We start from the raw sequence: 26,393 nt of genomic DNA, 5'->3' as shown, positions 1-26,393 counted from the left end.
ATTCTCATAGGTGTGAGTGAACAAAGCCGGACCGTACTCGACCGTCTCGACGCCGTGCGCGCGAGCGGCCGAATGCCGTTCTCGGTCGAGTTCATGCCTCCGCGCGACGAGGAGGGCGAGGCCCGGCTGTGGCGCGCCGTCCGCACGTTCGAGCGGATGGACCCCGCCTTCGTCTCCATGACGTACGGCGCGGGCGGCTCGACGCGCGACCGCACCGTCCGCGTGACCGGCGAGATCGCTGAGACCACGACGCTCCTGCCGGTGGCCCACCTGACCGCCGTGAACCACAGCATCTCGGAGCTGCGTGCGCTCATGGGCTCGTACGCCGACCAGGACGTGCGCAACGTGCTGGTGCTGCGCGGCGACCCGCCGGGCGACCCGATGGGCAAGTGGGTGCGCCACCCCGAGGGCCTCAAGTACGCGAGCGAGGTCGTCGAGCTGGTGCGCGAGCTGGGCGACTTCCACGTGGGCGTGGCCGCCTTCCCCGAGGGGCACCACCGCTCTCCCGACCTGGACACCGACGTGCGGTACTTCGCGAACAAGCTGCGCGCGGGTGCCGACTACTCGATCACCCAGATGTTCTTCGACGTCGACGACTACCTGCGGCTGCGCGACGCCGTGGTGGCCGCCGACCCGGAGCAGGGCGCGAAGCCGCTGATCCCGGGGATCATGCCGATCACCTCGCTGAAGTCGGTGGTCCGCATGGCCGAGCTGTCGAACGCGAAGATCCCTGAGTCGATGCGCGCCGAGCTGCGCGCCGCCGCGGGCGACGGGCCCGAGGAGAACCGGGCCGCCGTGCGCGCCGTCGGCATCGACATCGCCACCCGCATGGGGGAGCGGCTCATCGCCGAGGGCGCGCCGGCGCTGCACTTCTGCACGCTGAACTTCGCCAAGGCCACCTCCGAGGTGCTCGAGAACCTCGGGATGCTGCCGGTCGGCGTCTAGTGCCACGATGTTCGGTCATTCGTTCCATTGATCTCGAGGACAATTGACCTGACATTCGCGCGCTACACTCCGGACAGCGCTACCCCGCGTAGCCACCCGGAGTCGACGCACCCGTGCTGCAGTCGGCGCTGATCGGGCAAGGTCCTCAGGATCCGCGGATGCGAAACCCTGTCATCCTCGTACGAGTGCGATGTCGGGCGCGGGCCGCGTCGCTGAAGGACGAACGATGACGATCGATTCCGCGGAGAAGCGCGCCGCCCGGGCCCTCGCCCGGCAGGAGGGTGTGTCCTACCGACACGCATTGGCGGCGGTGCGGGCGCGGCGTGCGTCGGACCGCATCGACGAGGTCACGAGACTTGTGATGATCGAGGCGATCGAGGGGTGTGGGATCCGGCACTGGGCGCGGACGACCTTCTGGGACGGGGTCGACGCAGCGACTCTCGTGGATCTGGGCGGCGAGGAGTATCGAGTCGATCTGGCCACTGTGCGACCGCTGGTGGCAGAGCTGATCGAGCGCGAGCCGGAGCTCGACGTTCGAGACGTCGACGGCGACGTCGCCGACGGGTTGGTGCAGTCGGCGGTGTTCGGGCTGATCCTGTACCGGCCGCTCGTTCGGCACCGCCCGGGGACGGCGCGGTACGACGGCTGACCCACGTGAGCCGTCAGCGGTTGAGCTTCTCCCGGAGCCACTGGGGCAGCTCGATGAGCGACTCCGGTTCGGCGGACTCCTGGCCCGGCTTGGGGCTGCGGTCGCGGCGGACGTAGGCGGCGCCGGCGACGATCGCGGCGGCGAGGAACGAGGTCAGGGCGGTGATCCACGCCCACTTCGTGAACGACGCGATCGACGGGTCGGCGTACTCGGCCTCGGCGGTCAGCGCCGCGGAGGTGCCGGCGTTGAGCGTCCAGGTCACGAGGTCGTCGGCCTCCTGCTGGCCGTTGGTGGCGGTGACCGGGCCGGGGAACTGCAGCGAGACGACGATGACGCCCGAGTTCGGGGCCAGCGACGAGAGGTCGGCGGTGCCGGAGAGGATCACCGTGCCGCCGGTGCGCTGCACGCGCATCTTGATCGACGCCGCCGAGGTGTCGAAGGCCTGCGAGACCACGTCGCCGACCTGGTTGAACTGGCCGAAGGTGATGTTCTGGAAGATCATCTGCGTGCCGACTTTGCCGTTCGAGTCGTACGGCTTGACCTCCGCGAGGCCCTTGAGCTCGCCGGGTGCCGCGATCTGCGGGCCCTGCGGGTTGGCGGCCGGGGTCTGCGCGGCGACGATCTTGCCGGACATCCGGTCGCCCGGGCCGGGGCTCGAGCACGCCGCGGGGGCGGCGACCAGCAGCAGGACCGCCAGCGCCGCGAGCATCCTTCGGAGAGTCACGACCGCCATCGTGCCAGGTGTCCCAGGTCGCGGGCGAGCAGCCGCGCCGCGATCCGCCCGCTCGATCCGTTCACCCCGCCTCCCGGGTGCATCGACGCGCCCGCCAGCGCGAGGCCCGGAGCGCCAGGCACGCGTCCGCCCGCCAGCTCCGGGACGGGCCGGAACAGCAGCATGTTGTGCAGCGCCATCTCCACGTGCATGACGTTCCCGCCGAGCAGGCCCAGCTCGGCTTCCAGGCTCGCGGGGGTCTGCACGAAGCGGTGCTCGATCGACGCCGCGAAGCCGGGCGCCCAGCGCTGCGTCTCCGCCACGATCCGGTCGGCCTCCGCCTCGGCGACGGCGGCCCAGCCGTCGGGGTGGCCATGCAGGGCGTACGGGTACCACTGCGCCCACAGGGTGGTGTTGTGCCGCCCGTCGGGCGCGATCGACGGGTCCAGGCCGGAGAAGGTCATCGCCAGCACCGCGGGCCGACGGGGCGCGTCCCCGGCCAGCATGTCGCCGCGGGCGCGGGCGAGGTGGCCGCGGTCGGCGACGAGCAGTCCCAGCCCCGACTGGTCCGCGAGCGGCACACCGGCGAAGGCCGGCGGTGCGGTGGTGCCCAGGCGCAGCACCATCCCCACGCCGGGCCCGACCTGGATGCCGCGGCGCCAGCGGGCGACCCGGCCGGCGTCGTAGCCGCCGCGGGCCAGCAGGTCCAGGGTGGTGAGCACGTGGCAGCCCGCGAGCACGGTGCGGGCCCGGACGGTCCGCGCACCGTCGGGCCCGCCGACGGTGACCTCCCATGCCCGGCCCGACCGGCGCAGCGCGGTGACGGGCGTCCCCAGGGCGACGGTGGCGCCGTCGGACGCGAGGCGGGAGAGGAGGGCGGCCGTGAGCGCGCCGCTGCCGCCGACCGCGCGGCCCGGCGGCAGGGTGTGCAGGAGGGCGGCGAAGCCGACCATGGGCGCGGTGCCGGGCTCGCTCATCGCGGGGCCGGACTGGGCGCCGAACCAGGCGAGGGCGGCCTTGAGTCGCTCGTCGTCGAAGTACTCGTCGAGCAGCTGGTCGCCCGAGGCGAGGTAGGTGCGCGACAGCTGCGTCAGGCTCGCGCGCCCCTTCGTGGGCCAGAAGGCGCGGCCGAGCCGCGGGGCGCTGGGGGAGGAGCCGAAGGCTGCCATGGTCGCCCGTGCGCGGGGCGCCCACTCGGCGACGAACCGGCGGTAGGCCGCGGCCTCCCGGTCCCCGCAGGCCGCGGCGATCGATGCGGTCGTGGCGTCGAGGTCCTGGCGGAAGACGATCGGCGGCTCCGTGGAGCCCGGCGGGGTGGGGGCGAAGGCCCAGGGGTCGCAGTCCAGGTAGCGCAGCCCGTGCGCCGCCAGGTCGAGTTCCTCCGCGATGCCGGTGTGCCGGAACATCAGGTGCGCCGACGAGCCGCGGTCCACGCGATAGCCCGGAAAGCGTTCGACGGTGCTGACCGCCCCGCCGGGCACGGTGTCGGCTTCGAAGACCGCGACGGAGCGGCCCTGCGCCGCGAGGTACGCGGCGCCGACCAGCGCGTTGTGGCCGGAACCGACGACAGCGACGTCGATCACGGCGCGGGCGGGACGAAGGGCAGGTCGTGGCCCAGGACGGCGAACGGGCGCGGGTCGCCGGAGAAGCGGAAGTCGCGGAGCACGTCGTAGAAGCCGGTGCGGCGGTACAGCCGCCACGCGCGGTTCTGCTCGGCGGCCACCTCCGGGGTGGAGAGCAGAACGCGCGGTTCGGGCCGGCCGGCGAGCAGTGCGCCGAGCAGGGCCGCGCCCACGCCGTGCCCCTGCGCCGCGGGGTGCACGTGCAGCTCGGTGAGTTCGAAGTAGTCGGCGGCGACGGCCTCGACCTGCTCCTGCGGCAGGCCGCGCCGGCCCAGGCCCACGCGGAGCTGGCGGTTCCACCACTGATCGCCGGCGCCGCTGTAGCCGTAGGCGATGCCGACCAGGTGGTCGACCATCCGGCCGTCGTCGGTGCGGAGCGCTTGCACGGCACCGAAGGCCGCGTATCCGGGCCGGTTGAGGTGCTCGCGCCACATGGGCAGGCGGTGCGATTCCGTGCCGGCGGGGTAGTCCATCGCGGCCACGTAGATCTGCAGGGCGGCGGGCAGCCACAGCGTGGCGTCCTGCGGCGACAGGGCGTGGATCCGTGGTTGCTGCGTCGGCACTGCGGTCACGGCTTCCTCTCCCTTGACGTCACGCACACTCACGCTATATTAGAAGTGATCGAATAATTGTTCGATCGCGGACCATCGGATTGGCGCGCATGTTCTGGCGCCGGGGCGGGGTGTCGATCCCGGTCCGCCGGGCGGGGCTGGCGCGGAACGAGGGAAGCGTTACGTGTCAGTCCCGTCCGGTACAACTCGCGGTAACAGGGTGAAGAGGCCCACGGAGCAGGAGGAAGGTCATGGTCGAATCGAAGGCACGGATCGATCTCGTCGGTTCCCGTCGCCACATGGGCGAGTCGGGCGCGGCGCGCATCCTCGATCGTGCGGATCAGTTCCTCGCCCGGGCCGGCGGCTCGCCGGCTCCGGCCGACCAGTACCGCGAGATCTACCACGCCGCGCTGCGCGGCGCGGCCGCCCTGCTGGCCGAGCGGGAGACGGGCGTTCGGCGCCCCACGCGCAACGCCTGGCTGCGGCTCGCCAAGGCGGCCCCGGGCTACGCGGAGTGGGTCGCCTACTTCACGTCGGTGTCCGGCGTCGTCGCGGCGCTCGAGACCACGGCTCGCACGGTGAGTGCCGACGAGGTCGCCGTCCTCCACGCCCGCGTGCAGACTTTCCTGAACTCCGTCGAAGCGGATCTGTGCCGGGCTGCATGATTTCTCACAGCGAACGCTCATTCTTCGACGGATGGTGGTCGTCGGGTCGCAAGCCTCGTATCATGAAGGGAGGAGTTGGACCCCATGAGTGCTGAAGGAGGGGAACGTGCCACTCTCCGAGCACGAACAGCGCATGCTCGACCAGATCGAGAGCGCGCTCTACGCCGAGGATCCGAAGTTCGCGTCGAACGTCCGCGGCGGTCGGTTCGGCGGCGCGTCGGGTAAGCGCCGCGTCATCGCCGCGATCGGCTTCGCGGTCGGATTGATGCTGCTCATCGCGGGCATGCTGCTCGGCAAGGTCGAGTACACCGTGATCGTCGGTCTCGTCGGCTTCCTGCTGATGTTCGGTTCCGTGATCTACGCGCTGTGGTCCGGTCCCTCTGCCAAGGGCCCTCGCGGCACCGTCGAGGACGACGGCTCCGTGCGTTCCCGATCGGGCCGCGGCCGCAGCGCCGGCGGTGCCCGCGCGTCCGGGCAGTCTTTCGTCGCCCGCATGGAAGAGCGCTTCCGCCGCCGCTTCCCCTGAGTTCGCAGAGCCGATGAAGCCGCCGACCTGATGGTCGGCGGCTTTTTCGTTGCGCTGTGAGCGAAATCGGCGATCGCCCACCGCGGTCGCGACGAGCCCTCGGCGGCGCCGCGGACCACTTGCGTCGTGTGCGCTTGCCGGCTCCTTGGTGAGGGTCCGGCCCTCCCGCGAGCGTTTCTGCTTCGTCATCCCGTTGCAACGCAATGACGAGGCGGAAACGTTCGCGGGAGCGGATGGGTGCGATCCGATGGGGGCGAACCGGCGTCGTACGTCGCCCATTCGCGCCGCCCTCCAGCTGCACCGCCGGCCCTGGTGCGACGCCCCCGCTGTGAATGCGCGGCTCAGCTCGACGGAGGGCCGGATTCGGTCTCGCGTGCATCGGAGCCGTGGATTCGCCGGAACGGCCTGCGCCGGACCGTCCTGTCGCCCATTCCCCACTTCTCCCCACCGGGATTCCCCACTTCTCCCCACGGCCGGCCATCCCGGCGTCCGCCATGTCTCATGAGTCCCAACCGTCGCGCAGATCGCGCGTGATCGCGCAGGTGTGACGAAGTCCGCCACGCCGGTGCGCGCCGCGTCCCCCACTTCACGCCACGGTATTGACCTGCGTCGATTCTGAGAATCCGCCGCGAAACGCGCCGCGATGTGGTTGAAAGTGGTGAATGGTGGGGTAATGTGGGGCGCACTGGAGAAAGACGCGCTAGTCTGAAGTCTCGATCCAGTGACAACCCCTCGGGGTAGGCGGGAGGTGGCCGTGATGTTCACGGGTACCTACACGCCGAAGCTCGATGACAAGGGACGGCTCACCCTCCCCGCGAAGTACCGCGAGGAACTGGCGGGTGGGCTGACGATCACGAAAGGACAGGATCGAAGCCTCACGGTGTACCCGAAGGCGGAGTTCGAGCGCATCGCCGAGAAGGCGGATGCCATCGAATGGACCGACCCCGCGGGACGCGCCTTCTACCGCAACTTCTTCGCCAGCTCGGACGACCAGCGTCCCGACTCCCAGGGTCGGATCTCGCTCTCGGCCGATCACCGTCGCTACGCAGGCCTGACCAAGGAATGCGTCGTCGTCGGATCGCGGAGGTTCCTGGAGATCTGGGACGCGGAGGCGTGGGAGCACTACCAGGCACAGCACGAAGACGACTACGCACAGCCGCAGTCCGAATCGCTCAAGGCGATCTTCTGACAACCGCGCTCTCGCGCGGCCCGGTCGAGGTGGACCGAGGCCTGCGCCCGAACCGGCCCTGACGTACTTCCCCAACGCCAGGTACGGGTCGGGCGGGGACCCCGCTCCATCCGCCAGAAACCATCGAACGCCATCGTGTGCCCTGGAGGAGTCATGTCCGACGAGTTCTTCGGTCACGTGCCGGTCCTCGCGACCCGCGTGCGTGAGCTCCTCGCCCCGGCCCTGCAGCACGACGGTGCCGTCTACGTCGACGCGACGCTCGGTGCCGGCGGCCACTCCGAGCTCATCCTCGAATCCTTCCCGCAGGCCCGCGTCGTCGGCCTCGACCGCGACAACGACGCCCACGCCATCGCCGGCGAACGGCTCGCCCGCTTCGGCGAGCGCTTCATCCCCGTCCACACCCGCTACGACGGCATGGCCGACGCCCTCGACGAACTGGGGCTCTCGCTCGCCTCGGGCGGCCCCGGCGTCGACGCGATCCTGTTCGACCTCGGCGTCTCGTCGATGCAGCTCGACCGGGTCGAGCGCGGCTTCGCCTACTCGGTGGACGCGCCGCTGGACATGCGGATGAACGCGGACGACCCGCTCACCGCGGCCGATGTGCTCAACACCTACTCCCACGGCGACCTCGCGCGGATCCTGCAGCGCTACGGCGACGAGCGATTCGCCGGCAAGATCGCCTCCGCCGTGCTCAAGGAGCGCGAGAAGGAGCCCTTCACCACCAGTGGCCGCCTCGTGGAGTTGCTCTACGCCACGATCCCCGCGCCCGCGCGGCGCACCGGTGGGCACCCGGCCAAGCGCACCTTCCAGGCGCTGCGCATCGAGGTCAACGCCGAGCTCGCGTCCCTCGAGGCCGCGGTCCCGCAGGGCCTCGACGCGCTGGCCCCCGACGGCCGGATCGTCTTCCTCAGCTACCAGTCGCTCGAGGACCGCATCGTCAAGGCCGCGCTCGCCGAGCGCACCCGGTCGACCACCCCCGCCGGGCTGCCCGTCGACCTGCCCGGCACCGGCGCGACGTTCGAACTGCTCACCCGCGGCGCCGAGCGCGCCACCGACGACGAGATCGCGGAGAACCAGCGGGCGGCGCCCGTGCGCATGCGCGCGGCCCGCCGCCTCGACACCCCCACCGACCGGACCCGCAGCACGAGGAGCGCGCGATGACCGCACCGAACGCGACCCAGGCACCGTCGACGCCGGACACCCGGACCCGGCGGGCCCCCGCGCGCCGCGACGACCGCGACACCTCCCGGCCCCGGTCGAGCTCGGCGCAGCGCGCGCTGGACCGCCGGCAGAAGCGCCTCGAGCAGCAGCGGGCCGTCCTCGACGCGGGCGGCACCCTGCGCGAGACGCCCGCCGAGCGCGCCCTGCGCCGCCACCGCGACGGCGCCGCCGCCGCGGGGCTCCTCGCGCGCCTGCCCCGGCCGACCGGGATGGTGCGCCGGGTGCCGTTCGTGCTCGCGCTCATCGCCCTGGTCTGCGCCGGTCTGGGCATGACCCTGTGGTTGTCGACGGGCAGCGCCGAGAACTCCTACGAGCTGACCCGCCGTGAGGCCGTGAACAGTTCGCTCGCCGAGAAGAAGGCGGCGCTGGAGCGCGACGTGAAGTCGGGGGAGAGCGCCCCGGGCCTCGCCGAGCGCGCCACCGCGCTCGGCATGATCCCCGCCGGCACCGTCCCTGTCCTGGTCGGCAAGGAGGGCGGCAAGGTCGCCGTGGTCGGCAAGCCCGCGCCCGCCACCGGCGCGGCCAAGCCCGCGCTCAACCCGCCCGCGCAGCGGACGGGCGACCCGAGCGGCGCCACGTCCGACGGATCCGGCACGCCGGTCGCCGGGAATTCCGGGCCCGCACCGGCAGGCGGGGAACAATTGGTCACCATGAACCCCGGCAGCCCGACCGTCGTGAACGCGCCGACGCCCGCACCGTCGGCGGCCACCCAGACCCCCGCGCAGACCCCGGCCCAGACCCCCGCCCCGAGCCCGGCGCCGCAGGCTCCGGCCCAGGGGACCGCCCGGTGACGCGCTCGCAGCGTCCGCCGACGAAGACGCGGCCCACGGCCCGCTCCGGGGCGCCGCAGCGCGGTGCCGCGGCCCCCAAGGCCGGCCACCAGTCGGCCCGCGCCCGCGTCAAGGGCGGCCGCGCCCCCGAGGTCTCCACGGCCTTCACCGGCCGCGTCCGCATCGGCGGCTGGGTGATCGTCGCGGTCTTCACCGTCATCGCCGTGTGGCTCGGCGTCGTCCAGTTCGTGCAGGCCCCGAGCCTGTCCGCGAAGGCCGAGAGCCAGCGCCAGGTCAAGGAGGTGCTGCCGGCCGTCCGCGGCTCGATCACCGACCGCGCGGGGCAGCCGATCGCCTTCACCATGGAGGCCAAGTCGCTGACCCTGCAGCCCGTCGCGGTGCGCAAGCAGATCCAGGAGAAGTACGACAAGGACGTCGAGCTGGTCAAGGAGGGCGGCGACGCCGCGAAGGGCGTGACGCCCGTCGGCGTCGACGACCGCCTGCAGCAGATCGCCAAGAAGATCGTCTCCGTCCTCGGCGACTCCGTGAACGAGCAGAAGCTGCTCGAGCAGATGCGCGGCAACGACACCTTCGTCTACCTGGCCCGTGGGGTCGACCCGGCCAAGGCCTCGGCGATCACCGACGAGTACTCCGAGGTGGGCGCCGAGCGGCAGTCGATCCGCAACTACCCGGGCGGCTCGCTCGCGGCGAACATCGTGGGCACCACCGGCTTCGAGGGGCAGGGGCTCATCGGCCTCGAGTCCTCGCTGGACTCGATCCTCGCCGGCACGGACGGCTCGCGCACGTACGACCGCGGCTCCGACGGCGCCGTCATCCCCGGCAGCACCCGCGACATCCACCCCGCCGCCAACGGCGCCCGCGTCGTGCTCACGCTCGACAACGACGTGCAGTTCTTCGTCCAGCAGGCCGTCGCGCAGGCGAAGGCCAAGTCGGGCGCGAAGAGCGTGCAGGCCGTCGTGCTCGACTCCAAGACCGGCCAGGTGCTGGCGATGGGCGTCGACAACACCTTCAACCCGTCGCACGGGATGAACAATCAGCCGGACTCGGCGCGCACCGGCAACCTCGCGGTGACCACCCCCTTCGAGCCGGGCTCGGTGAACAAGCTGATCACCGCCGTGGCCGCGATCGACGGCGGCAAGACCAAGCCCGACGAGGTGCTGCAGGTCCCCGGCCAGATCCGCATGGCCGGCGTCACCGTCAAGGACGCCTGGGCGCACGGCACCGAGCCGTACACCACCACCGGCGTCTTCGGTAAGTCCTCCAACGTCGGCACCCTGATGCTCGCGCAGCGCGTGGGGGAGAACGCCTTCGCCGACTACGTCGACCGCTTCGGCCTCGGGCGCTCCACCGGTGTGGGCCTGCCCGGCGAGTCCGGCGGCGCCGTGCCCGCCCGCAACCAGTGGTCGGGCGGCACCTTCGCCAACCTGCCGATCGGTCAGGGCCTGTCGATGACGGTGCTGCAGATGGCCGGCATGTACCAGGCCCTCGCCAACGACGGGGTCCGGATCCCGCCGCGCATCATCAAGGAGGTCGACGGTGCCGCCAACCCCGCGTCCGGCGCCGAGCCGGTCCGCGTGATGAGCTCGGAGACCGCCCGCACGGTGCTCGACATGTTCCGCGCGGCGCTGCAGCGCGACCCGATGGGGTACCAGCAGGGCACCGGCGCGCCGGGCTCCGTCGAGGGCTACCAGATCAGCGGCAAGACCGGCACCGCGCAGCAGGTCGACCCGGTGACCAAGGCGTACTCCAACTCGCTGTACAACATCACCTTCGCCGGCGTCGCGCCCACGAACGATCCGCGCTTCGTCATCGGCCTGATGATGGACGCGCCCACCCGGAGCTCCGACGGCACCGGCGGCCAGTCCGCGGCGCCGCTGTTCCACGACATCGCCTCGTTCCTGCTGCAGAAGTACGGCGTCCCGCTCTCGCCGCCGTCGAAGCCGCTGACGCTGGTGGCCGGTAAGTAGTTAACCGGCGGGTAGGATCTACCGGTGCCCGAATCGACTCTCACACGCCCCGCCCACCCCCGCGGAGCCACGCCGGCCGAGGTCGCGGCGCAGGTCCCGGGCGTCACCGTCGCGGGTGCCGACGCCGGCGACCTCCGGCTGACCGGGGCCACCGTCCGCGCCCAGGACGCGCGTCCCGGCGACCTGTTCTGCGCCGTCCCCGGCACCGCGACGCACGGCGCGCGGTTCGCCGCCGGCGCGATCGAGGCGGGGGCTGTCGCGGTCCTCACCGATCCCGACGGTGCCGCCCTCCTCGCCGAGGACGGCCACGACGTCCCCGTCCTGCTGCACGACGACCCGCGCCGCGTCCTCGGCCCCGTCGCGGCCGTCGTCTACGGCGCACCGTCGACCCGGATGACGCTCGTCGGCATCACCGGCACCTCCGGCAAGACCACCACCAGCTACCTGGTCGAGGCGGCGCTCGCCGCGGGCGGCAATCCGACGGGCCTGATCGGCACCGTCGGCACCCGCATCGCCGGCGTCGACGTTCCGACCACGCTGACCACGCCCGAGGGCTCCGCCCTGCAGGGGCTGTTCGCGTCGATGGTCGAGCGCGGCGTGACCGCCGCCGTCATGGAGGTCAGCTCGCACGCGCTCGCCCAGAACCGGGCGGGCGGCACCCGGTTCGCCGTCGGCGCGTTCACGAACCTGAGCCAGGACCACCTCGACTACCACCCGACGATGGAGGACTACTTCGCCGCGAAGTCGCTGCTCTTCCTCGGGCCGGGGGCCTGCGAGCGCGCGGTGATCTGCGTCGACGACGAGTGGGGCCAGCGGATGGCCGAGCTGCGCCGCGCGGCCGATCTGCCGCTGGTGACCGTCGCGACCACCGGGCCCGCCGACTGGACCGCGGGCGAGGTGGCCGCGTACTCGGACGGCACCCAGCGGTTCACCCTCAGCGGGCCCGACGGCCAGACCTTCTCCGCCGTCGTCGGCCTGCCCGGGGCCTACAACGTCGCCAACGCTGCGCTGGCGCTCGTCATCGCCCACGAGGCGGGCATCCCGCTCGCGGACGCGGCCCGCGGCATCGGCGCCGTCGCCGTGCCCGGCCGGGTGCAGCGCATCGACCGCGGCCAGGACTTCCTCGCCGTCGTGGACTACGCCCACAAGCCGGCCGCGCTCGACGCGGTGATCGCGACGCTGCGCGGCCAGACCGCCGGCCGCATCGCCGTGGTCGTCGGCGCGGGCGGCGACCGCGACCGCGGCAAGCGCCCGCTCATGGGCGAGGCCGCGGCGAGCGCCGCCGAACTGGTGATCGTCACCGACGACAACCCCCGCACCGAGGACCCCGCCGCGATCCGCGCCGCCGTGGTCGCGGGCGCGCGTGCCGTGTCCGGCGGTGGCGAGGTCCGCGAGATCGGCGACCGCCGCGCCGCCATCGTCGAAGCCGTGAACTGGGCCCGCACCGGCGACGTCGTGCTCATCGCCGGCAAGGGCCACGAGGCCGGCCAGGAGATCAACGGCGTCAAGCACCCCTTCGACGACCGCGACGAGCTCGCGGCCGCCCTGGAGGCGCGCGCATGATCGACCTGACCCTGCGTGAGGTCGCCGCGATCGTCGGCGGCACCCTGCACGACGTGCCCGACCCCGAGGCGAGGGTCACCGGCACCGTCGAGTTCGACTCCCGCGAGATCGGCCCCGGCGGCCTGTTCCTCGCATTGCCCGGCGCCCGCGTCGACGGCCACGACTTCGCCGCGACGGCGATCGACAAGGGCGCGGTCGCCGTGCTGGGTGCCCGCCCCGTCGGCGTCCCCGCGATCGTCGTGCCCGTCTCCGGCGAGACCGACAACCGCGTTATGGCGCTGGAGAACGACACCGACGGCGCGGGCGCCGCGGTGCTCACGGCGCTGGGCGACCTGGCGGCGCACTGCACGAAGACCCTGGCCGCGGACGGTCTGACGGTCGTCGGCGTCACCGGCTCGGCCGGCAAGACGTCGACGAAGGATCTCATCGCCGCCGTGCTCCGGCCGCTCGGCGAGACCGTGGCACCTCCCGGCTCCTTCAACAACGAGATCGGCCACCCGTGGACCGCGCTGCGCGCGACCGCGTCGACGAGGTTCCTCGTGCTGGAGATGTCGGCCCGCGGCGAGGGCCACATCGCGGCGCTGGCGAAGGTCGCGCCGCCGCGCATCGGGGTCGAGCTCAACGTGGGCACGGCCCACCTAGGGGAGTTCGGGTCCCGCGAGGCCATCGCCCGCGCGAAGGGCGAGCTGGTCGAGGCGCTGCCCGCGGAGGGCGTCGCCGTGCTCAACGCCGACGACGCCGCGGTGGCCGCGATGGCCTCCCGGACCGGCGCGCGCGTGGTGTTCTACGGAACGGGTGAGGCCGAGATCGCGGCGGAGGACGTGCGCATCGACGCGCAGGCCCGCGCGACCTTCACCCTGCGCACCCCGGCGGGCACCGCGCCCGTGGCGCTCAAGGTCCACGGCGAGCACCAGGTGCACAATGCATTGGCCGCCGCGGCGGTCGGCCTCGAGTGCGGCGCGACGGTCGCGCAGGTCGCCGAGGCGCTGTCCGGCGCCGGCGCCGCCTCGCCGCGCCGGATGGACGTCTTCACCACCGACGACGGCGTCACCGTCGTCAACGACACGTACAACGCGAACCCCGACGCGATGCGGGCCGCGCTCCGCAGCCTCGTGCTCATGTCCGAGCACGACGAGGCGGGGGAGCGGCTGCCCGGCCGCGAGCGGCGCCGCACCTTCGCGGTGCTCGGCGAGATGGGCGAGCTGGGCGACGAGTCGATCGTCGAACACGACCGCCTCGGCCGGTTCCTCGTGCGGCTCGACATCACCTCGACGATCTGCGTCGGCACCTCCCGCGCCGTCCACGCCCTGTGGCAGGGCGCCGTGATGGAGGGCTCGTGGGGCAGCGAGGCCGTGCGGGTGGACACCCGCGCGGAGGCCGTGGACCGGCTCCGCGAGGAGCTCCGGCCGGGCGACCTCGTTTTGGTCAAGGCGTCGAAGTCCGAGAAGATGTGGGAGGTCGCCGAGCACCTGGGCACGGCGAGCGCGGTCAACAACGAGAACGGGGAGTCACCGAAGTGATCCAGATCCTGTTCGCGGGCGGCATCTCGCTGGCCGTGGCGATCCTGCTCACGCCCGTCCTGATCCGGGTCTTCTCCCGGCAGGGCTTCGGTCAGGAGATCCGCGTCGAGGGGCCGCAGAGCCACCAGAAGAAGCGCGGCACCCCGTCGATGGGCGGCGTCGCGATCGTCGTGGCCCTGTGGGCCGGCTACCTCGGCGCGCACCTGCTGGGCTGGAACTCCGGCCCCGGCCCCAGCGCCTCGGGCCTGCTGGTGCTCGGCCTCGCGACCTCGCTCGCGATCGTCGGCTTCCTCGACGACTTCATCAAGGTGCGCAAGCAGCGCAACCTGGGCCTCAACAAGACCGCGAAGACCGTCGGCCAGACCGTGGCCGCCCTGATCTTCGGCGTGCTCGTGCTGCAGTTCCCCAACGCCGACGGGGTGCGCCCGGCCAGCGAGTTCCTCAGCTACACGCGCGACATCAATACCATCTCGATGGGCGCGATCGTGTTCGTGATCTTCTGCTGGTTCGTCGTCTCCGCCTGGTCGAACGCGGTGAACTTCACCGACGGCCTGGACGGCCTCGCCGCCGGCTCCATGGCGATGGTGCTGGGCAGTTACGTCCTGATCAGCTTCTGGCAGTTCCGCTACGCCTGCGAGACCAAGCAGGTCGCCGGCTGCTACGACGTGCGCGACCCGCTCGACCTCGCGCTCATCGCGGTCGCCGCGGGCGGTGCCTGCCTCGGCTTCCTGTGGTGGAACGCCGCGCCCGCGAAGATCTTCATGGGCGACACCGGCTCGCTCATGCTGGGCGGCCTCCTGGCGGGCCTGTCGATCACCACCCGCACCGAGCTGCTCGCCGTCGTGCTGGGCGCGCTGTTCGTCGCCGAGATGGTCTCGGTGGTCATCCAGATCGCCGTCTTCCGCTCGACGGGCCGCCGGGTCTTCCGGATGGCGCCCTTCCATCACCACTTCGAGCTGTCCGGGTGGGCCGAAACCACGGTGATCATCCGGTTCTGGCTCCTCACAGCCATCTCCTGCGGCCTCGGCCTCGTGCTGTTCTACGCCGAGTTCCTCGGCTCGGGCGCGGTCGGCTAGATGGCGACGATCCCCGGCCCCGGCGCGCACGTCCTCGTCGCGGGCGGGGGTGTCACCGGCCCGGCCGTCGCCCGGGCCCTGCTCCGGCTCGGGGCCGTGGTCACCGTCGCCGACGGCAAGCCCGCGGCGCGGGAGAAGATCGCCGGCGAGGTGCCGGGCATCGTCGTCGCCGATCTCGACGGACACGACCCGTCCGGCTACGACCTCGTCGTGGTCGCGCCCGGCTTCCGGCCCACCGCACCCGTCGTCGTGGCCGCCGAGGCCGCCGGCGTCGAGGTGATCGGCGACGTCGAACTGGCCTGGCGCATCGACCGCTCCGGCGCCTTCGGCGCGCCCCGCGACTGGCTCGTGGTCACCGGCACCAACGGCAAGACCACCACCACCCAGATGCTCGAGTCGATCCTGCTGCACGCCGGCGTGCGCGCGGTGGCCTGCGGCAACATCGGCCGCCCGGTGATCGACGCGATCGGCGACGACGCCGACCCGCGCGTCCTCGCCGTCGAGCTGTCCTCCTTCCAGCTGCACTGGGCCCCGTCGGTGCGCCCGCGCGCCGGGGTCGTGCTCAACGTCGCCGAGGATCACCTCGACTGGCACGGCTCCATGGCCGCGTACACCGCCGACAAGGCGCGCGCCCTGTCCGGCGAGCTCGCCGTCATCGGCCTCGACGATCCCGTGGCCTCGGGCCTGCGCGGGGAGGTCACCGTCGGGTTCACCACGGGCACGCCCGGGCCGGGCGAGTACGGCGTGCGCGAGGGCGTCCTGGTCGACGGTGCCGGCGCCCCCGTCCTCCCCGCCGACGCGGTTTCGCCGCCCGGGCCCGCCGGGATCGCGGACGGCCTAGCCGCGACCGCGCTCGCGCAGGCCGTCGGCGTGACCGCCGCGCAGGCGGGGGAGGCCCTCGCCGCGTTCCGGGTGGGCGCGCACCGCGCAGAGCCCGTCGCGACGGTGCGCGGCATCACGTACATCGACGATTCCAAGGCGACCAACCCGCACGCCGCGCTCAACTCGATCGAGGCGCACGAGCGCGTGGTGTGGGTCGCGGGTGGCCAGCTCAAGGGCGCGGACATCGCGCCGCTCGTGCAGCGCGTGGCGCCGCGGCTCGTGGGCGCGGTGCTCCTCGGGCTGGATCGAGACGAAATCGCGGGTTCACTGGCGCGACACGCGCCGGATGTCCCCGTGGTTCGGGTGTCCTCGGGCGAACATAGTCCTGTGTCTCCTATGACTAATGATGCGAATCGTTCTGTAGGGACGACTGGGGCTGGCGATGTGCGAGTGTCCGGCGATGCGGATGCGGTGATGGCCGCCGTCGTCGCCGAGGCCTCCCGGATCGCCGAAGCCGCAGCGCACGACGGTGCCGCCCCCGTCGTGCTGCTCGCGCCCGCCGCGGCCTCGCTCGACATGTTCACCTCGTACGGGCACCGCGGCGACGCCTTCGCGGCCTCCGCCCGTGCGCTCGGAGACGCCTCGTGAACCGCGCCGGCAAGGCCGCCGCCGCTTCCGACACCGATTCCGATCTCGCCCCCGGCGGCGTCAACGCCCCGGAGAGTACCGAGTTCGACGCGCAGCCCCAGGACGGCGACGGGCCGGCGACGGGCTCGCGCGGCGCGGCGGGTGCCCGTGCGGCATCCACGGCGCGCACCGGCGCGGACGTCGCCCGCACCGGCGCCTCCCTGCTGCGGGGCGGCGCCGTCGGGCTCGCGACGGCCCTGCGCCGCCCGCTCGCGTCCTTCCACCTGGTGCTCGGCCTCACCGCCGTTCTCACCGTGATGGGCCTGATCATGGTGCTCTCGGCCTCGTCGGTCGAGGACATCAGTGCCACCGGCTCGCCGTGGGGCAAGTTCACCAGCCAGCTGATCTACGTCAGCCTCGGCGTGGTCGCGTTCGTCTTCGCCCTGTACCTGCGCCCCGCGCTGCTGCGCCGGGTGGCGCTCGGCGGCGTCCTCGTCTCCATCGCGCTCCTCGCGGCCGTCCTCGTGCCCGGCGTCGGCACCATGGTCGGCGGCGCGCGCCGCTGGATCGACGTGGGCGGCTTCACGCTGCAGCCCTCGGAGATCGCCAAGGTCGCGCTCATCGTCTGGGGCGCGCACCTGCTCGCGGACCGCGGCCGCAAGGGCAACATCAAGGAACTGCTGCTGCCGCTCGGCCCCGTCGTGGTGCTCATGGCGGCTCTCGTCGTCGCCGAGCCCAACCAGTCGACGGCCATGATCATCGTCGCCGTCGGCGCGATGCTGCTGTACTACGCCGGGCTGTCCTCGAAGCTCATCGCCTCGCTGCTGGTGGTCTTCGCCCTGCTCGGCATCTTCTTCGCGCTCGCGGAGGGCTACCGCTCGGCCCGCGTGCAGGCCTGGCTCGGCCGCACCGACGACGCCCTCGGCGCCAACTACCAGTCGAACCAGGCGCGGTACTCGCTCGCCGACGGCGGCCTGTTCGGCGTGGGCCTGGGCAACTCGACGGCCAAGTGGAGCTACCTGCCGAACGCGCACAACGACTTCATCTTCGCGATCATCGGCGAGGAGCTGGGCTACCTCGGCGCCGGCGTGGTCATCCTCATGTTCGGCATCCTCACCTGGGTGGGCATGCGGATCGCGCGCCGCGTCGCCGATCCCTTCCTGCGCCTCATGGCCGCTTCGATCACCACGCTCGTCGCGCTGCAGGCGATCATCAACATGGGCTACGTCGTGGGGCTGCTGCCCGTGACCGGCATCCAGCTGCCCCTGCTCTCCGCGGGCGGCAACTCGGTGATCCTCGTGCTGTTCATGATGGGGCTGCTCGCGAACGCCGCCCGGCACGAGCCGGAGGCGATCGCCGCGCTGGCCGGCGGCCGCGAGGGCCGCACCGGCCGGCTGCTGCGCCTGCCCAAGCCGCTGCCCTACATCCCGCCCCGCCCCGAGCGTCCCGCAGGCCGCGGGCCCGCCCCGCGGCAGGGCCGCCCGGCGCCCGCACGACGTGGGCCTTCGCAACCCGCGGCACCGTCGCCGTACGATCGACACCCGTACGGTGACGAGAGCCTGGGCCGACGCCGGGCACCCCGTCGGGACCTCCCGCCGATGCGGCCGCAGGGCCGCGGCGGGGATCCCTGGCGGGGCGAGCGCGCCGGACAGCAGCGGAACGCGCCGCAGCAGCGGCGCCGAGGACAGGAAAAGGGCAGACGGGCGTGGTGAGTTCTTCTCGAGCGGTTTCGGTGGTGGTGGCCGGTGGCGGCACCGCAGGACACATCGAACCCGCCCTGGCGGTGGCCGACGCCGTCCGGGCACTGCGCCCCGACGCCGAGGTCACCGCTCTCGGCACGCCGAAGGGGCTCGAGGGCCGCCTCGTCCCGGAGCGCGGCTACCCGCTCGCCATGATCCCGCCGGTCCCGCTGCCGCGGAAGCCCGGCAAGGACCTGGCGAAGCTGCCCTTCACGCTCGCCGGCGCGGTCCGCCGCACCCGGACGGTGCTCCGCGAGACGGGCGCCGACGTCGTCGTCGGTTTCGGCGGCTACGTCGCGCTGCCCGCGTACCTCGCCGCGCGCAGCATGGGCGTGCCCATCGTGATCCACGAGGCCAACGCCAGCGCGGGCGTCGCGAACAAGGTCGGCGCGAAGCTCGCCACCAAGGTCTTCGCTGCGGTCCCCGGTTCCGGCGTGCCCGCCGAAGTGGTCGGCATCCCCGTCCGCGCCTCCATCACCGGGCTCGACCGCGCGGCCCTGCGCGCCGAGGCCCGGGCCCACTTCGGGCTCCCCGCCGACGGGCCCGTCGTGCTCGTCTTCGGCGGCAGCCAGGGCGCGGTCCGCCTCAACGACGGCGTCGTCGGCGCCGCCCGGGACCTCGCCGACGCCGGCATCGGCGTGCTGCACGCCTACGGCCCCAAGAACTCCGTCGACGTCGACGTGCCCGGCTACGTCGCCGTCCCCTACCTGTCCCGTATGGACCTCGCCTACGCCGCCGCCGATCTGGCCGTGTGCCGGTCGGGGGCGATGACGGTGGCGGAGGTCGCCGCCGTCGGGCTGCCCGCGGTCTACGTGCCCCTCGCGCACGGCAACGGCGAGCAGGCCCTCAACGCGCAGCCGGTCGTCGCCGCGGGCGGGGGACTGCTCGTCGACGACGCCGCCTTCACCCCGGAACTCGTGCGCGAGACCGTCGTCCCGCTCGCGGGCGACGCCGAGCGGCTCGCCGCCATGAGCGCCGCGGCCGGCGGCACCGGGCATCGCGACGCGGCGGGCACCGTCGCGGCGGCGGCGCTGGCACTGGCACAGGAGAGGCGGACGCGGTGACGGAGTCGACAGGAGCGCTGCCCGATCGGCTGCAGCGCGTCCACATGGTGGGCATCGGCGGCGCCGGCATGTCCGGCATCGCGCGGATCCTGCTGGCCCGCGGCGGGCAGGTGTCGGGTTCCGACGCCAAGGAGTCGCGCGGCGTCATCGCGCTCCGGGCTCGCGGCGCGCAGGTCCAGGTGGGGCACAGCCCCGAGGCGCTCGACCTGCTGCCCGGCGGCCCGACGGTGGTCGTGACCACCCATGCCGCCATCCCGAAGGACAACCCCGAGCTGGTCGAGGCGCAGCGCCGCGGCATCCCGGTGATCCTGCGGCCCGAGGTGCTCGCCGACCTCATGGACGGCTACCGCACCCTGCTGGTGAGCGGCACCCACGGCAAGACGTCCACCACGTCGATGGCGGTGGTGGGCCTGCAGCACTGCGGCGCCAACCCGTCCTTCGCCGTGGGCGGCGAGCTCAACGAGTCCGGCACCAACGCCTTCCACGGCACGGGCGACGTCTTCGTCGCCGAGGCCGACGAGTCCGACGGCTCGCTGCTGCAGTACGCGCCCGACGTGGTGGTCGTCACCAACGTCGAGGCCGATCACCTCGACTTCTTCGGTTCCGAGGAGAAGTACGTCGCCGTCTTCGACGCCTTCACCGAGCGGATCCGCCCCGGCGGCACCCTCGTCGTGTGCCTCGACGACCCGGGCTCGGCGGCGCTCGCGCAGCGCACGCACGCCGCGCTGCGCGCCCGCGGCGTCCGTGTGCTCGGCTACGGCGAGGGCGTCCACCGCGACCTCGCGCCCGACGTGACGCTGATCGCGCAGCTGCTGGACTACAAGCCGCGCGCCGAGGGCGGCATGCTCAAGGTCCGCTTCTCCGACGAGAACCGGGACGTCACCGAGCGGGCGATCCTGCTCTCCGTGCCCGGGAAGCACATGGCGCTCAACGCGATCGCCGCGACGATCGCCGTCGTCAGCACGGGGCAGCCCACCGCGAAGGTGATCGAGGGCATCGAGGCCTTCGGCGGCGTGCACCGCCGGTTCCAGCTGCGCGGCACCGAGCAGGGCGTGCGGGTCTTCGACGACTACGCGCACCATCCGACCGAGGTGCGCGCGGTCCTCACCGCGGCGGCGGAGATGGTCGCCAAGCAGACCGGGCCGGGCCGCGTGATCGTCGCCTTCCAGCCCCACCTGTACTCGCGGACCGAGCAGTTCGCCGCCGAGTTCGCCGAGGCGCTCAGCCTCGCGGACGAGGTCGTGGTGCTGGACGTCTACGGCGCGCGCGAGGCGCCGCTGCCGGGCGTCACGGGGGAGCGGATCGCCGAGAAGGTGACCGCCTCCGTGCACTACGTGCCGAGCCAGGCCGAGGTGGCCGGCGTGGTCGCCGGCCTCGCGAGCCCGGGCGACGTGGTGATCACCATGGGCGCGGGCGATGTGACCATGCAGGGCCCGACGATCCTCAACACGCTGGCGCAGCGCGGCGCCGAGGCGGGCGCGTGAGTTCTCCTGCGACGCGCAGGCGCGTGCCGGGGCTGCGGCGTCTGCTGCTGGTCCTGCTCGCGCTCGCCGTGGTGGCGGGACTCGCTGCGGCGGCGTACTTCTCGCCGCTGCTCTCGGCGCGCGACGTCTCCGTGACCGGTGCGACCAACGCGCCCGCGGATCGGGTCGCGAAGGTGGTGGAGCCGCTCAAGGGGCGTCCGCTGCTGCAGATCACGCCCGGCCAGCGCGACGCGTACGCGGCGCAGGTTATCGCGGTGAGCCCGTGGATCGACCGCGCCACCGTCACCGTGTCGTACCCGTCGACACTGGTCGTCGAGGTCACCGAGCGCGAGGTCGTGGCCTACGCGCAGAGGCCCGCCGGCACGGTGCTCGTGGACGCCAAGGGCGTGCCCTTCATCAAGGTGGGGGAGCCGCCCATCCTCACGCCCAAGCTCGTCGTCGACGACCCGAAGACCGACGACCCCGCGACGGCCTCGTCGATCGCGGTCCTCAAGTCGCTGCCGCCGGACCTGCACGGGCAGGTCGTCGAGATCGGGGCGGATTCGCCGGCCAACGTGCGCTTCGTGCTGCGCGACAAGCGGGTCGTGTACTGGGGCGACGACCAGCGGGCCGCGGACAAGACCGCGGCGCTGCGCATGGTGCTGACGCGCCCCGGCAAGGAGTTCACCGTGATCAACCCGGACATGCCGACCACCCGCTGAGGGTGTTCTTCCCCTCACCGAGAACGTTTTTCCCGACACGCCCGCGCGCTTGCACGGCAAGCGGCGCACCGCCCTCTACCTTGGTTTCAGACCAGCTACTTGACATAACTTTAAGCCTTCTGTTGAGGTTTAGGGTTCGTCTCAGAAGCAACAGACTTCACATCAGGGGAAAGGCGAAACATGACCGCCGCGCACAACTACCTCGCCGTAATCAAGGTCGTCGGCATCGGCGGCGGCGGCGTCAACGCCGTGAACCGGATGATCGAACAGGGTCTCAAGGGCGTCGAGTTCATCGCGATCAACACCGACGCCCAGGCGCTCATCATGAGCGACGCCGACGTCAAGCTCGACGTGGGCCGCGACTCGACCCGGGGCCTCGGCGCCGGCGCCGATCCCGAGGTGGGCCGCAAGGCCGCCGAGGACGCCAAGGACGAGATCGAGGAGCTCCTCAAGGGCGCCGACATGGTCTTCGTCACCGCGGGCGAGGGTGGCGGCACCGGCACGGGCGGCGCGCCCGTCGTCGCGAGCATCGCCCGTAAGCTCGGCGCGCTCACCGTGGGCGTGGTGACCCGCCCGTTCACGTTCGAGGGCGCTCGCCGCGGCAAGCAGGCCGAGCAGGGCATCACCTCGCTGCGCGAGTCGTGCGACACCCTCATCGTGATCCCGAACGACCGGCTGCTGCAGCTGGGCGACGTCAGCGTCTCGGCGCTCGACGCCTTCAAGAGCGCCGACGAGGTGCTCCTCAACGGTGTCCAGGGAATCACCGACCTGATCACCACTCCGGGTCTGATCAACGTCGACTTCGCGGACGTCAAGAGCGTCATGTCGGGCGCCGGCAGCGCGCTCATGGGCATCGGCTCGGCCCGCGGCGAGGGCCGCGCGCTCAAGGCCGCGGAGGCCGCCGTGAACTCGCCGCTGCTGGAGACCTCGATGGAGGGCGCGCACGGCGTGCTCATGTCCATCGCGGGCGGCAGCGACCTGGGCCTGTTCGAGATCAACGAGGCCGCCTCGCTGGTGCAGGGCGCCTCGCACGAGGACGCGAACATCATCTTCGGCACCGTGATCGACGACAATCTGGGCGACGAGGTCCGGATCACCGTCATCGCCGCGGGCTTCGACGGCGGCGCCCCCGCGCGCCGCCCGGTCACCCGCATCGGCGGTCAGCACACCGCGGTCGAGCAGCAGCCGGCGGCCGAGCCGGAGGACGCGCGTCGCGGTAACCCGTTCGGCGCGCGCCCGGCCCGGGCCAACGACCCGTTCTCGGCCGCTCCTGCGGGCCGCGAGACGCGTTCGGACGACGACTTCGACCTCGACGTCCCGTCCTTCCTGCAGAACCGCCGCTGAGGTACTGACACCGACGGCGCTCCCGGCTCTGCCGGGGGCGCCGTCAGTAGTCTTGTGACATGACTGATCCCGCGAACGCTCCTGTCACTGCGCACCGCGTCCGGCGAGTGACCACCACTCGCGCGGGCGGTGCCTCGCAGGCCCCGTACGACACGTTCAACCTGGGCGATCACGTCGGCGACGATCCCGCCGCCGTCGCCGCCAACCGGCTGCGCCTCGAGCGCGAGATCGGCGTCGAGCCCGGACACGTGGTGTGGATGGAGCAGATCCACAGCCGGAACGTCACCGTCGTCGACGGTCCGCGTGCGGAGCCCGTCGAGGCAACGGACGCGCTCGTGACGACGGTGCCCGGACTCGCTCTCGCCGTGCTCACCGCCGACTGCGTCCCGATCCTGCTCTCCGACGACGAAGCCGGCGTGCTGGCCGCGGTCCACGCGGGCCGCGTCGGCGCCCGGATCGGCATCGTGCCCGCCGTGATCGACACGATGCGGGAGCTGGGTGCGCGCCCCGAGCGGATCGGCGCTTTCCTCGGACCCGCGGCCAGCGGCGCGAAGTACGAGGTCCCCGCCTCGATGGCCGCCGACGTCGAGCAGCACCTGCCGGGCAGCCGCTGCCGCACCGAGAAGGGCACCGACGGGCTCGACCTGCGCGCCGGCATCCGTCGTCAGCTGCAGGGACTGGGCGTCGCGGCGGTCGCCGAGGACCCGCGGTGCACCATCAGCGATCCCACGCTGTTCTCGCATCGCCGGGGCGCGCCGACGGGGCGCCTGGCCTCGGTGATCTGGATCGACACACCGAAATGACATCGATGGGATTCGTGCGCGTGTCGGAACCGCCATTCGCCCGTCTTCCCTACTAATCTCACTTCCATAACGACAGTCACAACCGTCACACCAGCCCATGCAGGCGCCGAGGAAGGGCAAAGATGAGCACTCTGCACAAGGTCAAGGCGTACTTCGGGATGGTTCCGCTGGATGCCTACGACGACGGATACGTCGACGAGGGCACCCCGCAGCCGCGCGGCCGCCGCAGCCTCGACGACGATTTCGACGACTACCGCGGCGAGCGCGGCTACGCCTACGACGGCCGCCGCGCCGACGAGTACGACGCGTACGAGCCCGCCTACGCGGACGGCTACGACGCCCGCGGCGCCGCCTACGACGATCGCTACGACGCCGGCTACGAGCGGGGCTACCGCGAGCCCGCCCGCGCGCCGCTGCCGCGCCTGGAGCCGCTGCGGGACGTCTCGCGCTCCGTCGCCCCGTCCACCCGCGGCGCGTTGGCGATGGACACCCGCGCCGATGTGCTGAGCCAGGAGAACCCGATGTCCCGCATCACCACGCTGCGTCCCACCTCGTACGAGGAGGCGCGCACGATCGGTGAGCGCTTCCGCGAGGGTATTCCGGTGATCATGGACCTCACCGCGATGGACAACGCCGACGCCAAGCGACTGGTCGACTTCGCCGCCGGCCTGACCTTCGCGCTGCACGGTTCGTTCGACCGGATCACCACCAAGGTGTTCATGCTGGCCACGGCCGACGTGGACGTCACGGCGGAGGACCGGGCGCGGATCGCGGAGACCGGCTTCTACAACCGCTGACGGATTCGGGCAGACTGTACAGGTGCAAGCATTCTGGCTCGTCGTCTACACGCTCCTCTCGATCTTCTGGTTCCTCCTCATCGTTCGGCTCGTGGTCGAGGTGGTGAAGTCCTTCGCGCGGGAGTGGTTCCCGAAGGGGATCGTCGCCCTGATCCTCGAAGCAGTGTTCACCGTCACGGATCCGCCGCTGAAGGCGCTCCGCAAGGTGCTGCCGTCTCCGCAGCTGGGGCCGATCCGGCTGGATCTGTCGTTCATCGTGCTGTTTCTGCTGGTCGCGATCGCGCAGCGGATCGTCGGCGGACTCGCGGTTTAGTTCGGTTCCGGCCGACTCCGACGCGGAGAATCGGACATTTCATTGCGTGATTGTTGGGTGATGAGGAACAAACGGGTCTGGTGTGACAGGATGTGCACTAGTTACAGTGTTGGTCCGAGTGACTTGAGATCTGTCGAGCAGCCGAATTGAGGGGAAACGACCTATGAAGCTGACACCCGCCGACGTGCGGAACGTGGCGTTCAGCAAGCCGCCGATCGGAAAGCGCGGCTACAACGAGGACGAGGTGGATCAGTTCCTCGATCTGGTCGAGACCGAGCTCGCTCGGCTGATCGACGAGAACAACGATCTGCAGCAGCGCAACACCGAGCTCGAGCGCGAGCTCGGCGAGGCCCGCGCCGGTGGCGGCGAGCAGCCGTCCGCGGATAGCACCGTCGCGTTCGCGTCGCCGACGCCGAACGCTCCGGCCGTCGCCGAGCCGGCTCCGGCCGCCGCTGCGGCACCGGCCACCACCGAGGAGGCGCACGTGCGCGCCGCCAAGGTGCTGGGCCTGGCGCAGGAGACCGCCGACCGCCTCACGAACAACTCGCGTTCCGAGGCCGAGAAGCTGGTCTCGGACGCGCGCGCCCAGTCGGAGGCCATGGTCACCGACGCCCGGCAGAAGGCCGAGGCCATGGTGGCCGACGCCCGCCAGCGCTCCGACGCGCTGCTCGCCGACGCGCAGACCCGCTCGGAGAACCAGCTGCGCCAGGCGCAGGAGCGCTCCGACGCGCTGCAGGCCGAGGCCGAGACGAAGCACACCGAGATCATGACCACCATCAACCAGCAGCGCACCGTGCTGGAGGGTCGGATCGAGCAGCTCAAGACGTACGAGCGCGAGTACCGCACCCGCCTCAAGACCTACCTCGAGGGGCAGCTCGAGGAGCTGCAATCGCTGCGCAGCGCCGCCCCGGTCGATCACGGCCAGGGTCGCGGTGGCGACTTCAACGATCCCGGCAACGCCGCCGGCGGCAACCAGCAGTACAAGTAGCCGCTGGTACCAGCCGGTACTAGGGCGGAGTTCTCATGCTGCTAGCCGCACTGGGGGCGACGATCATCGGGTTCATCCTGCTGATCGTCGCCCTGGTCACGGCCAATCTCTGGCTCGCCATCGCGTGCGTCGTGGTCTCGGTGATCGGCGTCGGCCTGCTGCTCGGCGACGTTCTCACCTACCGCCGCGGCGAACGCGACAAGGCGGACCGGGCCGCGCCCTGGAGCCCCGGCGACCGGGACGACGAGGACGCGGACGACGAGGACGCGGCGCCGTCGAGCCGTCCGGCTCGCGCCGCCACGCCGTCCACGAGCGACGACGAAGAAGAGGCCGCGCCGGCCCCCGTCGACGACGCGACGCGCGAGGCGGGCACCGTCGGGCACGAGGAGTTCGGTCACCACGACGACGACGCGAACCCGACCACGCAGTTCGCGATGGGCCCGCTCGGCGGGCCGACGGGCTGGGAGCACGAATCGCCGGCCGACACGGACGACGAGGCCACCCGCGGACTGTTCGCGCCGGGGAAGTACGACCCGGACATGACCGATCAGATCCCGCAGATCCGGATCGATCAGGCGTGGGGCACGGAGTGGACCCCGCCGCAGGAGCCGGAGTCGGAAGATCCCGGCAAGAAATGACGTTGCACGATTAGCTATCCTTGGTGGTAGCACTGCGTTGATCCGGCCATCACCGGGGAGCATCCGGAAGAACGGG

25 protein-coding genes are annotated in these 26,393 nt (G+C 72.1%); 22 read left to right on the top strand and 3 right to left on the bottom strand.

Features of this window, described 5'->3' with window-relative positions:
* Positions 1 to 72: 72 nt before the first annotated feature.
* Positions 73 to 945, top strand: coding sequence for a methylenetetrahydrofolate reductase [NAD(P)H] (gene metF / locus BLW32_RS18705; protein ID WP_231857289.1), 873 nt, complete (start codon positions 73 to 75; stop codon positions 943 to 945).
* Positions 946 to 1,171: 226 nt separating this feature from the next.
* Positions 1,172 to 1,594 carry a hypothetical protein gene (locus BLW32_RS18700; protein ID WP_068739168.1) on the top strand — a complete coding sequence of 141 codons (423 nt, stop codon included), beginning with the start codon at positions 1,172 to 1,174 and terminating at the stop codon, positions 1,592 to 1,594.
* 13 nt (positions 1,595 to 1,607) lie between these two features.
* On the opposite strand, the gene BLW32_RS18695 is transcribed toward BLW32_RS18700, so the two are convergent.
* The 3 genes from BLW32_RS18695 to BLW32_RS18685 are packed head-to-tail and all read right to left on the bottom strand — an operon-like array spanning position 1,608 to position 4,500.
* Positions 1,608 to 2,318: an LppM family (lipo)protein gene (locus tag BLW32_RS18695; RefSeq protein ID WP_139286262.1), complete on the bottom strand. Its 711-nt coding sequence runs from the start codon at positions 2,316 to 2,318 to the stop codon at positions 1,608 to 1,610.
* On the bottom strand, positions 2,315 to 3,889 hold the full coding sequence (locus BLW32_RS18690; protein ID WP_068739164.1) for a phytoene desaturase family protein: 1,575 nt from the start codon (positions 3,887 to 3,889) through the stop codon (positions 2,315 to 2,317). Before BLW32_RS18690 ends, BLW32_RS18695 begins: the two co-directional genes overlap by 4 nt.
* Entirely contained in the window at positions 3,886 to 4,500 is a 615-nt protein-coding gene (locus BLW32_RS18685; RefSeq protein WP_068520979.1) for a GNAT family N-acetyltransferase, read from the bottom strand. The genes BLW32_RS18690 and BLW32_RS18685 overlap by 4 nt, the downstream gene beginning before the upstream one ends.
* Before the next feature lie 230 nt (positions 4,501 to 4,730).
* Between BLW32_RS18685 and BLW32_RS18680 the strand changes: the two genes are divergently transcribed.
* The 20 genes from BLW32_RS18680 (at position 4,731) to BLW32_RS18585 (ending at position 26,317) form a co-directional block, all read left to right on the top strand.
* On the top strand, positions 4,731 to 5,144 hold the full coding sequence (locus BLW32_RS18680) for an SAV_6107 family HEPN domain-containing protein (protein ID WP_082791155.1): 414 nt from the start codon (positions 4,731 to 4,733) through the stop codon (positions 5,142 to 5,144).
* A 106-nt stretch (positions 5,145 to 5,250) separates the two neighbouring features.
* Positions 5,251 to 5,670, top strand: coding sequence for an SCO2097 family morphological protein (locus BLW32_RS18675; protein ID WP_068523172.1), 420 nt, complete (start codon positions 5,251 to 5,253; stop codon positions 5,668 to 5,670).
* Between the two features lie 757 nt (positions 5,671 to 6,427).
* The gene (gene mraZ, locus BLW32_RS18670) at positions 6,428 to 6,859 is read left to right on the top strand and encodes a division/cell wall cluster transcriptional repressor MraZ (RefSeq protein ID WP_068523171.1); all 432 of its coding nucleotides are present in this window, start codon (positions 6,428 to 6,430) and stop codon (positions 6,857 to 6,859) included.
* 153 nt (positions 6,860 to 7,012) lie between these two features.
* The gene (gene rsmH / locus BLW32_RS18665) at positions 7,013 to 8,020 is read left to right on the top strand and encodes a 16S rRNA (cytosine(1402)-N(4))-methyltransferase RsmH (RefSeq protein WP_068739163.1); all 1,008 of its coding nucleotides are present in this window, start codon (positions 7,013 to 7,015) and stop codon (positions 8,018 to 8,020) included.
* Positions 8,017 to 8,871 carry a cell division protein FtsL gene (ftsL, locus tag BLW32_RS18660; protein ID WP_068520971.1) on the top strand — a complete coding sequence of 285 codons (855 nt, stop codon included), beginning with the start codon at positions 8,017 to 8,019 and terminating at the stop codon, positions 8,869 to 8,871. The genes rsmH and ftsL overlap by 4 nt, the downstream gene beginning before the upstream one ends.
* The gene (locus tag BLW32_RS18655) at positions 8,868 to 10,838 is read left to right on the top strand and encodes a peptidoglycan D,D-transpeptidase FtsI family protein (RefSeq protein ID WP_082791154.1); all 1,971 of its coding nucleotides are present in this window, start codon (positions 8,868 to 8,870) and stop codon (positions 10,836 to 10,838) included. Before ftsL ends, BLW32_RS18655 begins: the two co-directional genes overlap by 4 nt.
* A 24-nt stretch (positions 10,839 to 10,862) precedes the next feature.
* Positions 10,863 to 12,401, top strand: coding sequence for a UDP-N-acetylmuramoyl-L-alanyl-D-glutamate--2,6-diaminopimelate ligase (locus tag BLW32_RS18650; protein WP_068520969.1), 1,539 nt, complete (start codon positions 10,863 to 10,865; stop codon positions 12,399 to 12,401).
* Positions 12,398 to 13,921, top strand: a complete 1,524-nt coding sequence (locus BLW32_RS18645; protein WP_068520966.1) for a UDP-N-acetylmuramoyl-tripeptide--D-alanyl-D-alanine ligase — start codon at positions 12,398 to 12,400, stop codon at positions 13,919 to 13,921. Before BLW32_RS18650 ends, BLW32_RS18645 begins: the two co-directional genes overlap by 4 nt.
* Positions 13,918 to 14,997 carry a phospho-N-acetylmuramoyl-pentapeptide-transferase gene (mraY, locus tag BLW32_RS18640; protein WP_068520964.1) on the top strand — a complete coding sequence of 360 codons (1,080 nt, stop codon included), beginning with the start codon at positions 13,918 to 13,920 and terminating at the stop codon, positions 14,995 to 14,997. Before BLW32_RS18645 ends, mraY begins: the two co-directional genes overlap by 4 nt.
* Entirely contained in the window at positions 14,998 to 16,467 is a 1,470-nt protein-coding gene (gene murD / locus BLW32_RS18635; protein WP_068739161.1) for a UDP-N-acetylmuramoyl-L-alanine--D-glutamate ligase, read from the top strand.
* Positions 16,464 to 18,158, top strand: coding sequence for a putative lipid II flippase FtsW (ftsW, locus tag BLW32_RS18630; RefSeq protein ID WP_068739158.1), 1,695 nt, complete (start codon positions 16,464 to 16,466; stop codon positions 18,156 to 18,158). Before murD ends, ftsW begins: the two co-directional genes overlap by 4 nt.
* On the top strand, positions 18,152 to 19,249 hold the full coding sequence (murG, locus tag BLW32_RS18625) for an undecaprenyldiphospho-muramoylpentapeptide beta-N-acetylglucosaminyltransferase (RefSeq protein WP_068739156.1): 1,098 nt from the start codon (positions 18,152 to 18,154) through the stop codon (positions 19,247 to 19,249). The genes ftsW and murG overlap by 7 nt, the downstream gene beginning before the upstream one ends.
* Before the next feature lie 44 nt (positions 19,250 to 19,293).
* A complete protein-coding gene (gene murC, locus BLW32_RS18620) occupies positions 19,294 to 20,733 on the top strand; it encodes a UDP-N-acetylmuramate--L-alanine ligase (RefSeq protein WP_068739154.1) in 1,440 nt (479 codons plus the stop codon).
* Entirely contained in the window at positions 20,730 to 21,434 is a 705-nt protein-coding gene (locus BLW32_RS18615) for a cell division protein FtsQ/DivIB (protein ID WP_068626850.1), read from the top strand. The genes murC and BLW32_RS18615 overlap by 4 nt, the downstream gene beginning before the upstream one ends.
* 180 nt (positions 21,435 to 21,614) lie before the next feature.
* Complete coding sequence (gene ftsZ / locus BLW32_RS18610) at positions 21,615 to 22,778, top strand: cell division protein FtsZ (RefSeq protein ID WP_068520955.1); 1,164 nt, start codon at positions 21,615 to 21,617, stop codon at positions 22,776 to 22,778.
* A gap of 59 nt (positions 22,779 to 22,837) precedes the next feature.
* Complete coding sequence (pgeF, locus tag BLW32_RS18605; protein WP_068739152.1) at positions 22,838 to 23,581, top strand: peptidoglycan editing factor PgeF; 744 nt, start codon at positions 22,838 to 22,840, stop codon at positions 23,579 to 23,581.
* 122 nt (positions 23,582 to 23,703) lie between these two features.
* Positions 23,704 to 24,378 (top strand): cell division protein SepF, encoded by a 675-nt coding sequence (locus BLW32_RS18600; RefSeq protein WP_068739150.1) that lies wholly within the window; start codon positions 23,704 to 23,706, stop codon positions 24,376 to 24,378.
* A gap of 22 nt (positions 24,379 to 24,400) precedes the next feature.
* The gene (locus BLW32_RS18595) at positions 24,401 to 24,691 is read left to right on the top strand and encodes a YggT family protein (protein WP_068739148.1); all 291 of its coding nucleotides are present in this window, start codon (positions 24,401 to 24,403) and stop codon (positions 24,689 to 24,691) included.
* Positions 24,692 to 24,854: 163 nt separating this feature from the next.
* The gene (wag31, locus tag BLW32_RS18590; protein ID WP_068520947.1) at positions 24,855 to 25,679 is read left to right on the top strand and encodes a DivIVA-like cell division protein Wag31; all 825 of its coding nucleotides are present in this window, start codon (positions 24,855 to 24,857) and stop codon (positions 25,677 to 25,679) included.
* A gap of 35 nt (positions 25,680 to 25,714) precedes the next feature.
* Entirely contained in the window at positions 25,715 to 26,317 is a 603-nt protein-coding gene (locus BLW32_RS18585; protein ID WP_068739146.1) for a hypothetical protein, read from the top strand.
* The last annotated feature ends 76 nt before the right edge of the window (positions 26,318 to 26,393 follow it).

Source organism: Tsukamurella tyrosinosolvens, from assembly GCF_900104775.1.
GTDB lineage: Bacteria > Actinomycetota > Actinomycetes > Mycobacteriales > Mycobacteriaceae > Tsukamurella > Tsukamurella tyrosinosolvens.
This window is presented reverse-complemented; position numbering and strand designations above follow the sequence as displayed.

What these genes read in the sequence shown, in the direction of transcription:
- metF (WP_231857289.1), top strand. Translation starts at nt 73, where the DNA reads ATGCCGTTCTCGGTCGAGTTCATGCCTCCGCGCGACGAGGAGGGCGAG.
- BLW32_RS18700 (WP_068739168.1), top strand. Translation starts at nt 1,172, where the DNA reads ATGACGATCGATTCCGCGGAGAAGCGCGCCGCCCGGGCCCTCGCCCGG.
- BLW32_RS18680 (WP_082791155.1), top strand. Translation starts at nt 4,731, where the DNA reads ATGGTCGAATCGAAGGCACGGATCGATCTCGTCGGTTCCCGTCGCCAC.
- mraZ (WP_068523171.1), top strand. Translation starts at nt 6,428, where the DNA reads ATGTTCACGGGTACCTACACGCCGAAGCTCGATGACAAGGGACGGCTC.
- rsmH (WP_068739163.1), top strand. Translation starts at nt 7,013, where the DNA reads ATGTCCGACGAGTTCTTCGGTCACGTGCCGGTCCTCGCGACCCGCGTG.
- ftsL (WP_068520971.1), top strand. Translation starts at nt 8,017, where the DNA reads ATGACCGCACCGAACGCGACCCAGGCACCGTCGACGCCGGACACCCGG.
- BLW32_RS18645 (WP_068520966.1), top strand. Translation starts at nt 12,398, where the DNA reads ATGATCGACCTGACCCTGCGTGAGGTCGCCGCGATCGTCGGCGGCACC.
- murD (WP_068739161.1), top strand. Translation starts at nt 14,998, where the DNA reads ATGGCGACGATCCCCGGCCCCGGCGCGCACGTCCTCGTCGCGGGCGGG.
- murC (WP_068739154.1), top strand. Translation starts at nt 19,294, where the DNA reads ATGGTGGGCATCGGCGGCGCCGGCATGTCCGGCATCGCGCGGATCCTG.
- ftsZ (WP_068520955.1), top strand. Translation starts at nt 21,615, where the DNA reads ATGACCGCCGCGCACAACTACCTCGCCGTAATCAAGGTCGTCGGCATC.
- pgeF (WP_068739152.1), top strand. Translation starts at nt 22,838, where the DNA reads ATGACTGATCCCGCGAACGCTCCTGTCACTGCGCACCGCGTCCGGCGA.
- BLW32_RS18600 (WP_068739150.1), top strand. Translation starts at nt 23,704, where the DNA reads ATGAGCACTCTGCACAAGGTCAAGGCGTACTTCGGGATGGTTCCGCTG.
- wag31 (WP_068520947.1), top strand. Translation starts at nt 24,855, where the DNA reads ATGAAGCTGACACCCGCCGACGTGCGGAACGTGGCGTTCAGCAAGCCG.
- BLW32_RS18585 (WP_068739146.1), top strand. Translation starts at nt 25,715, where the DNA reads ATGCTGCTAGCCGCACTGGGGGCGACGATCATCGGGTTCATCCTGCTG.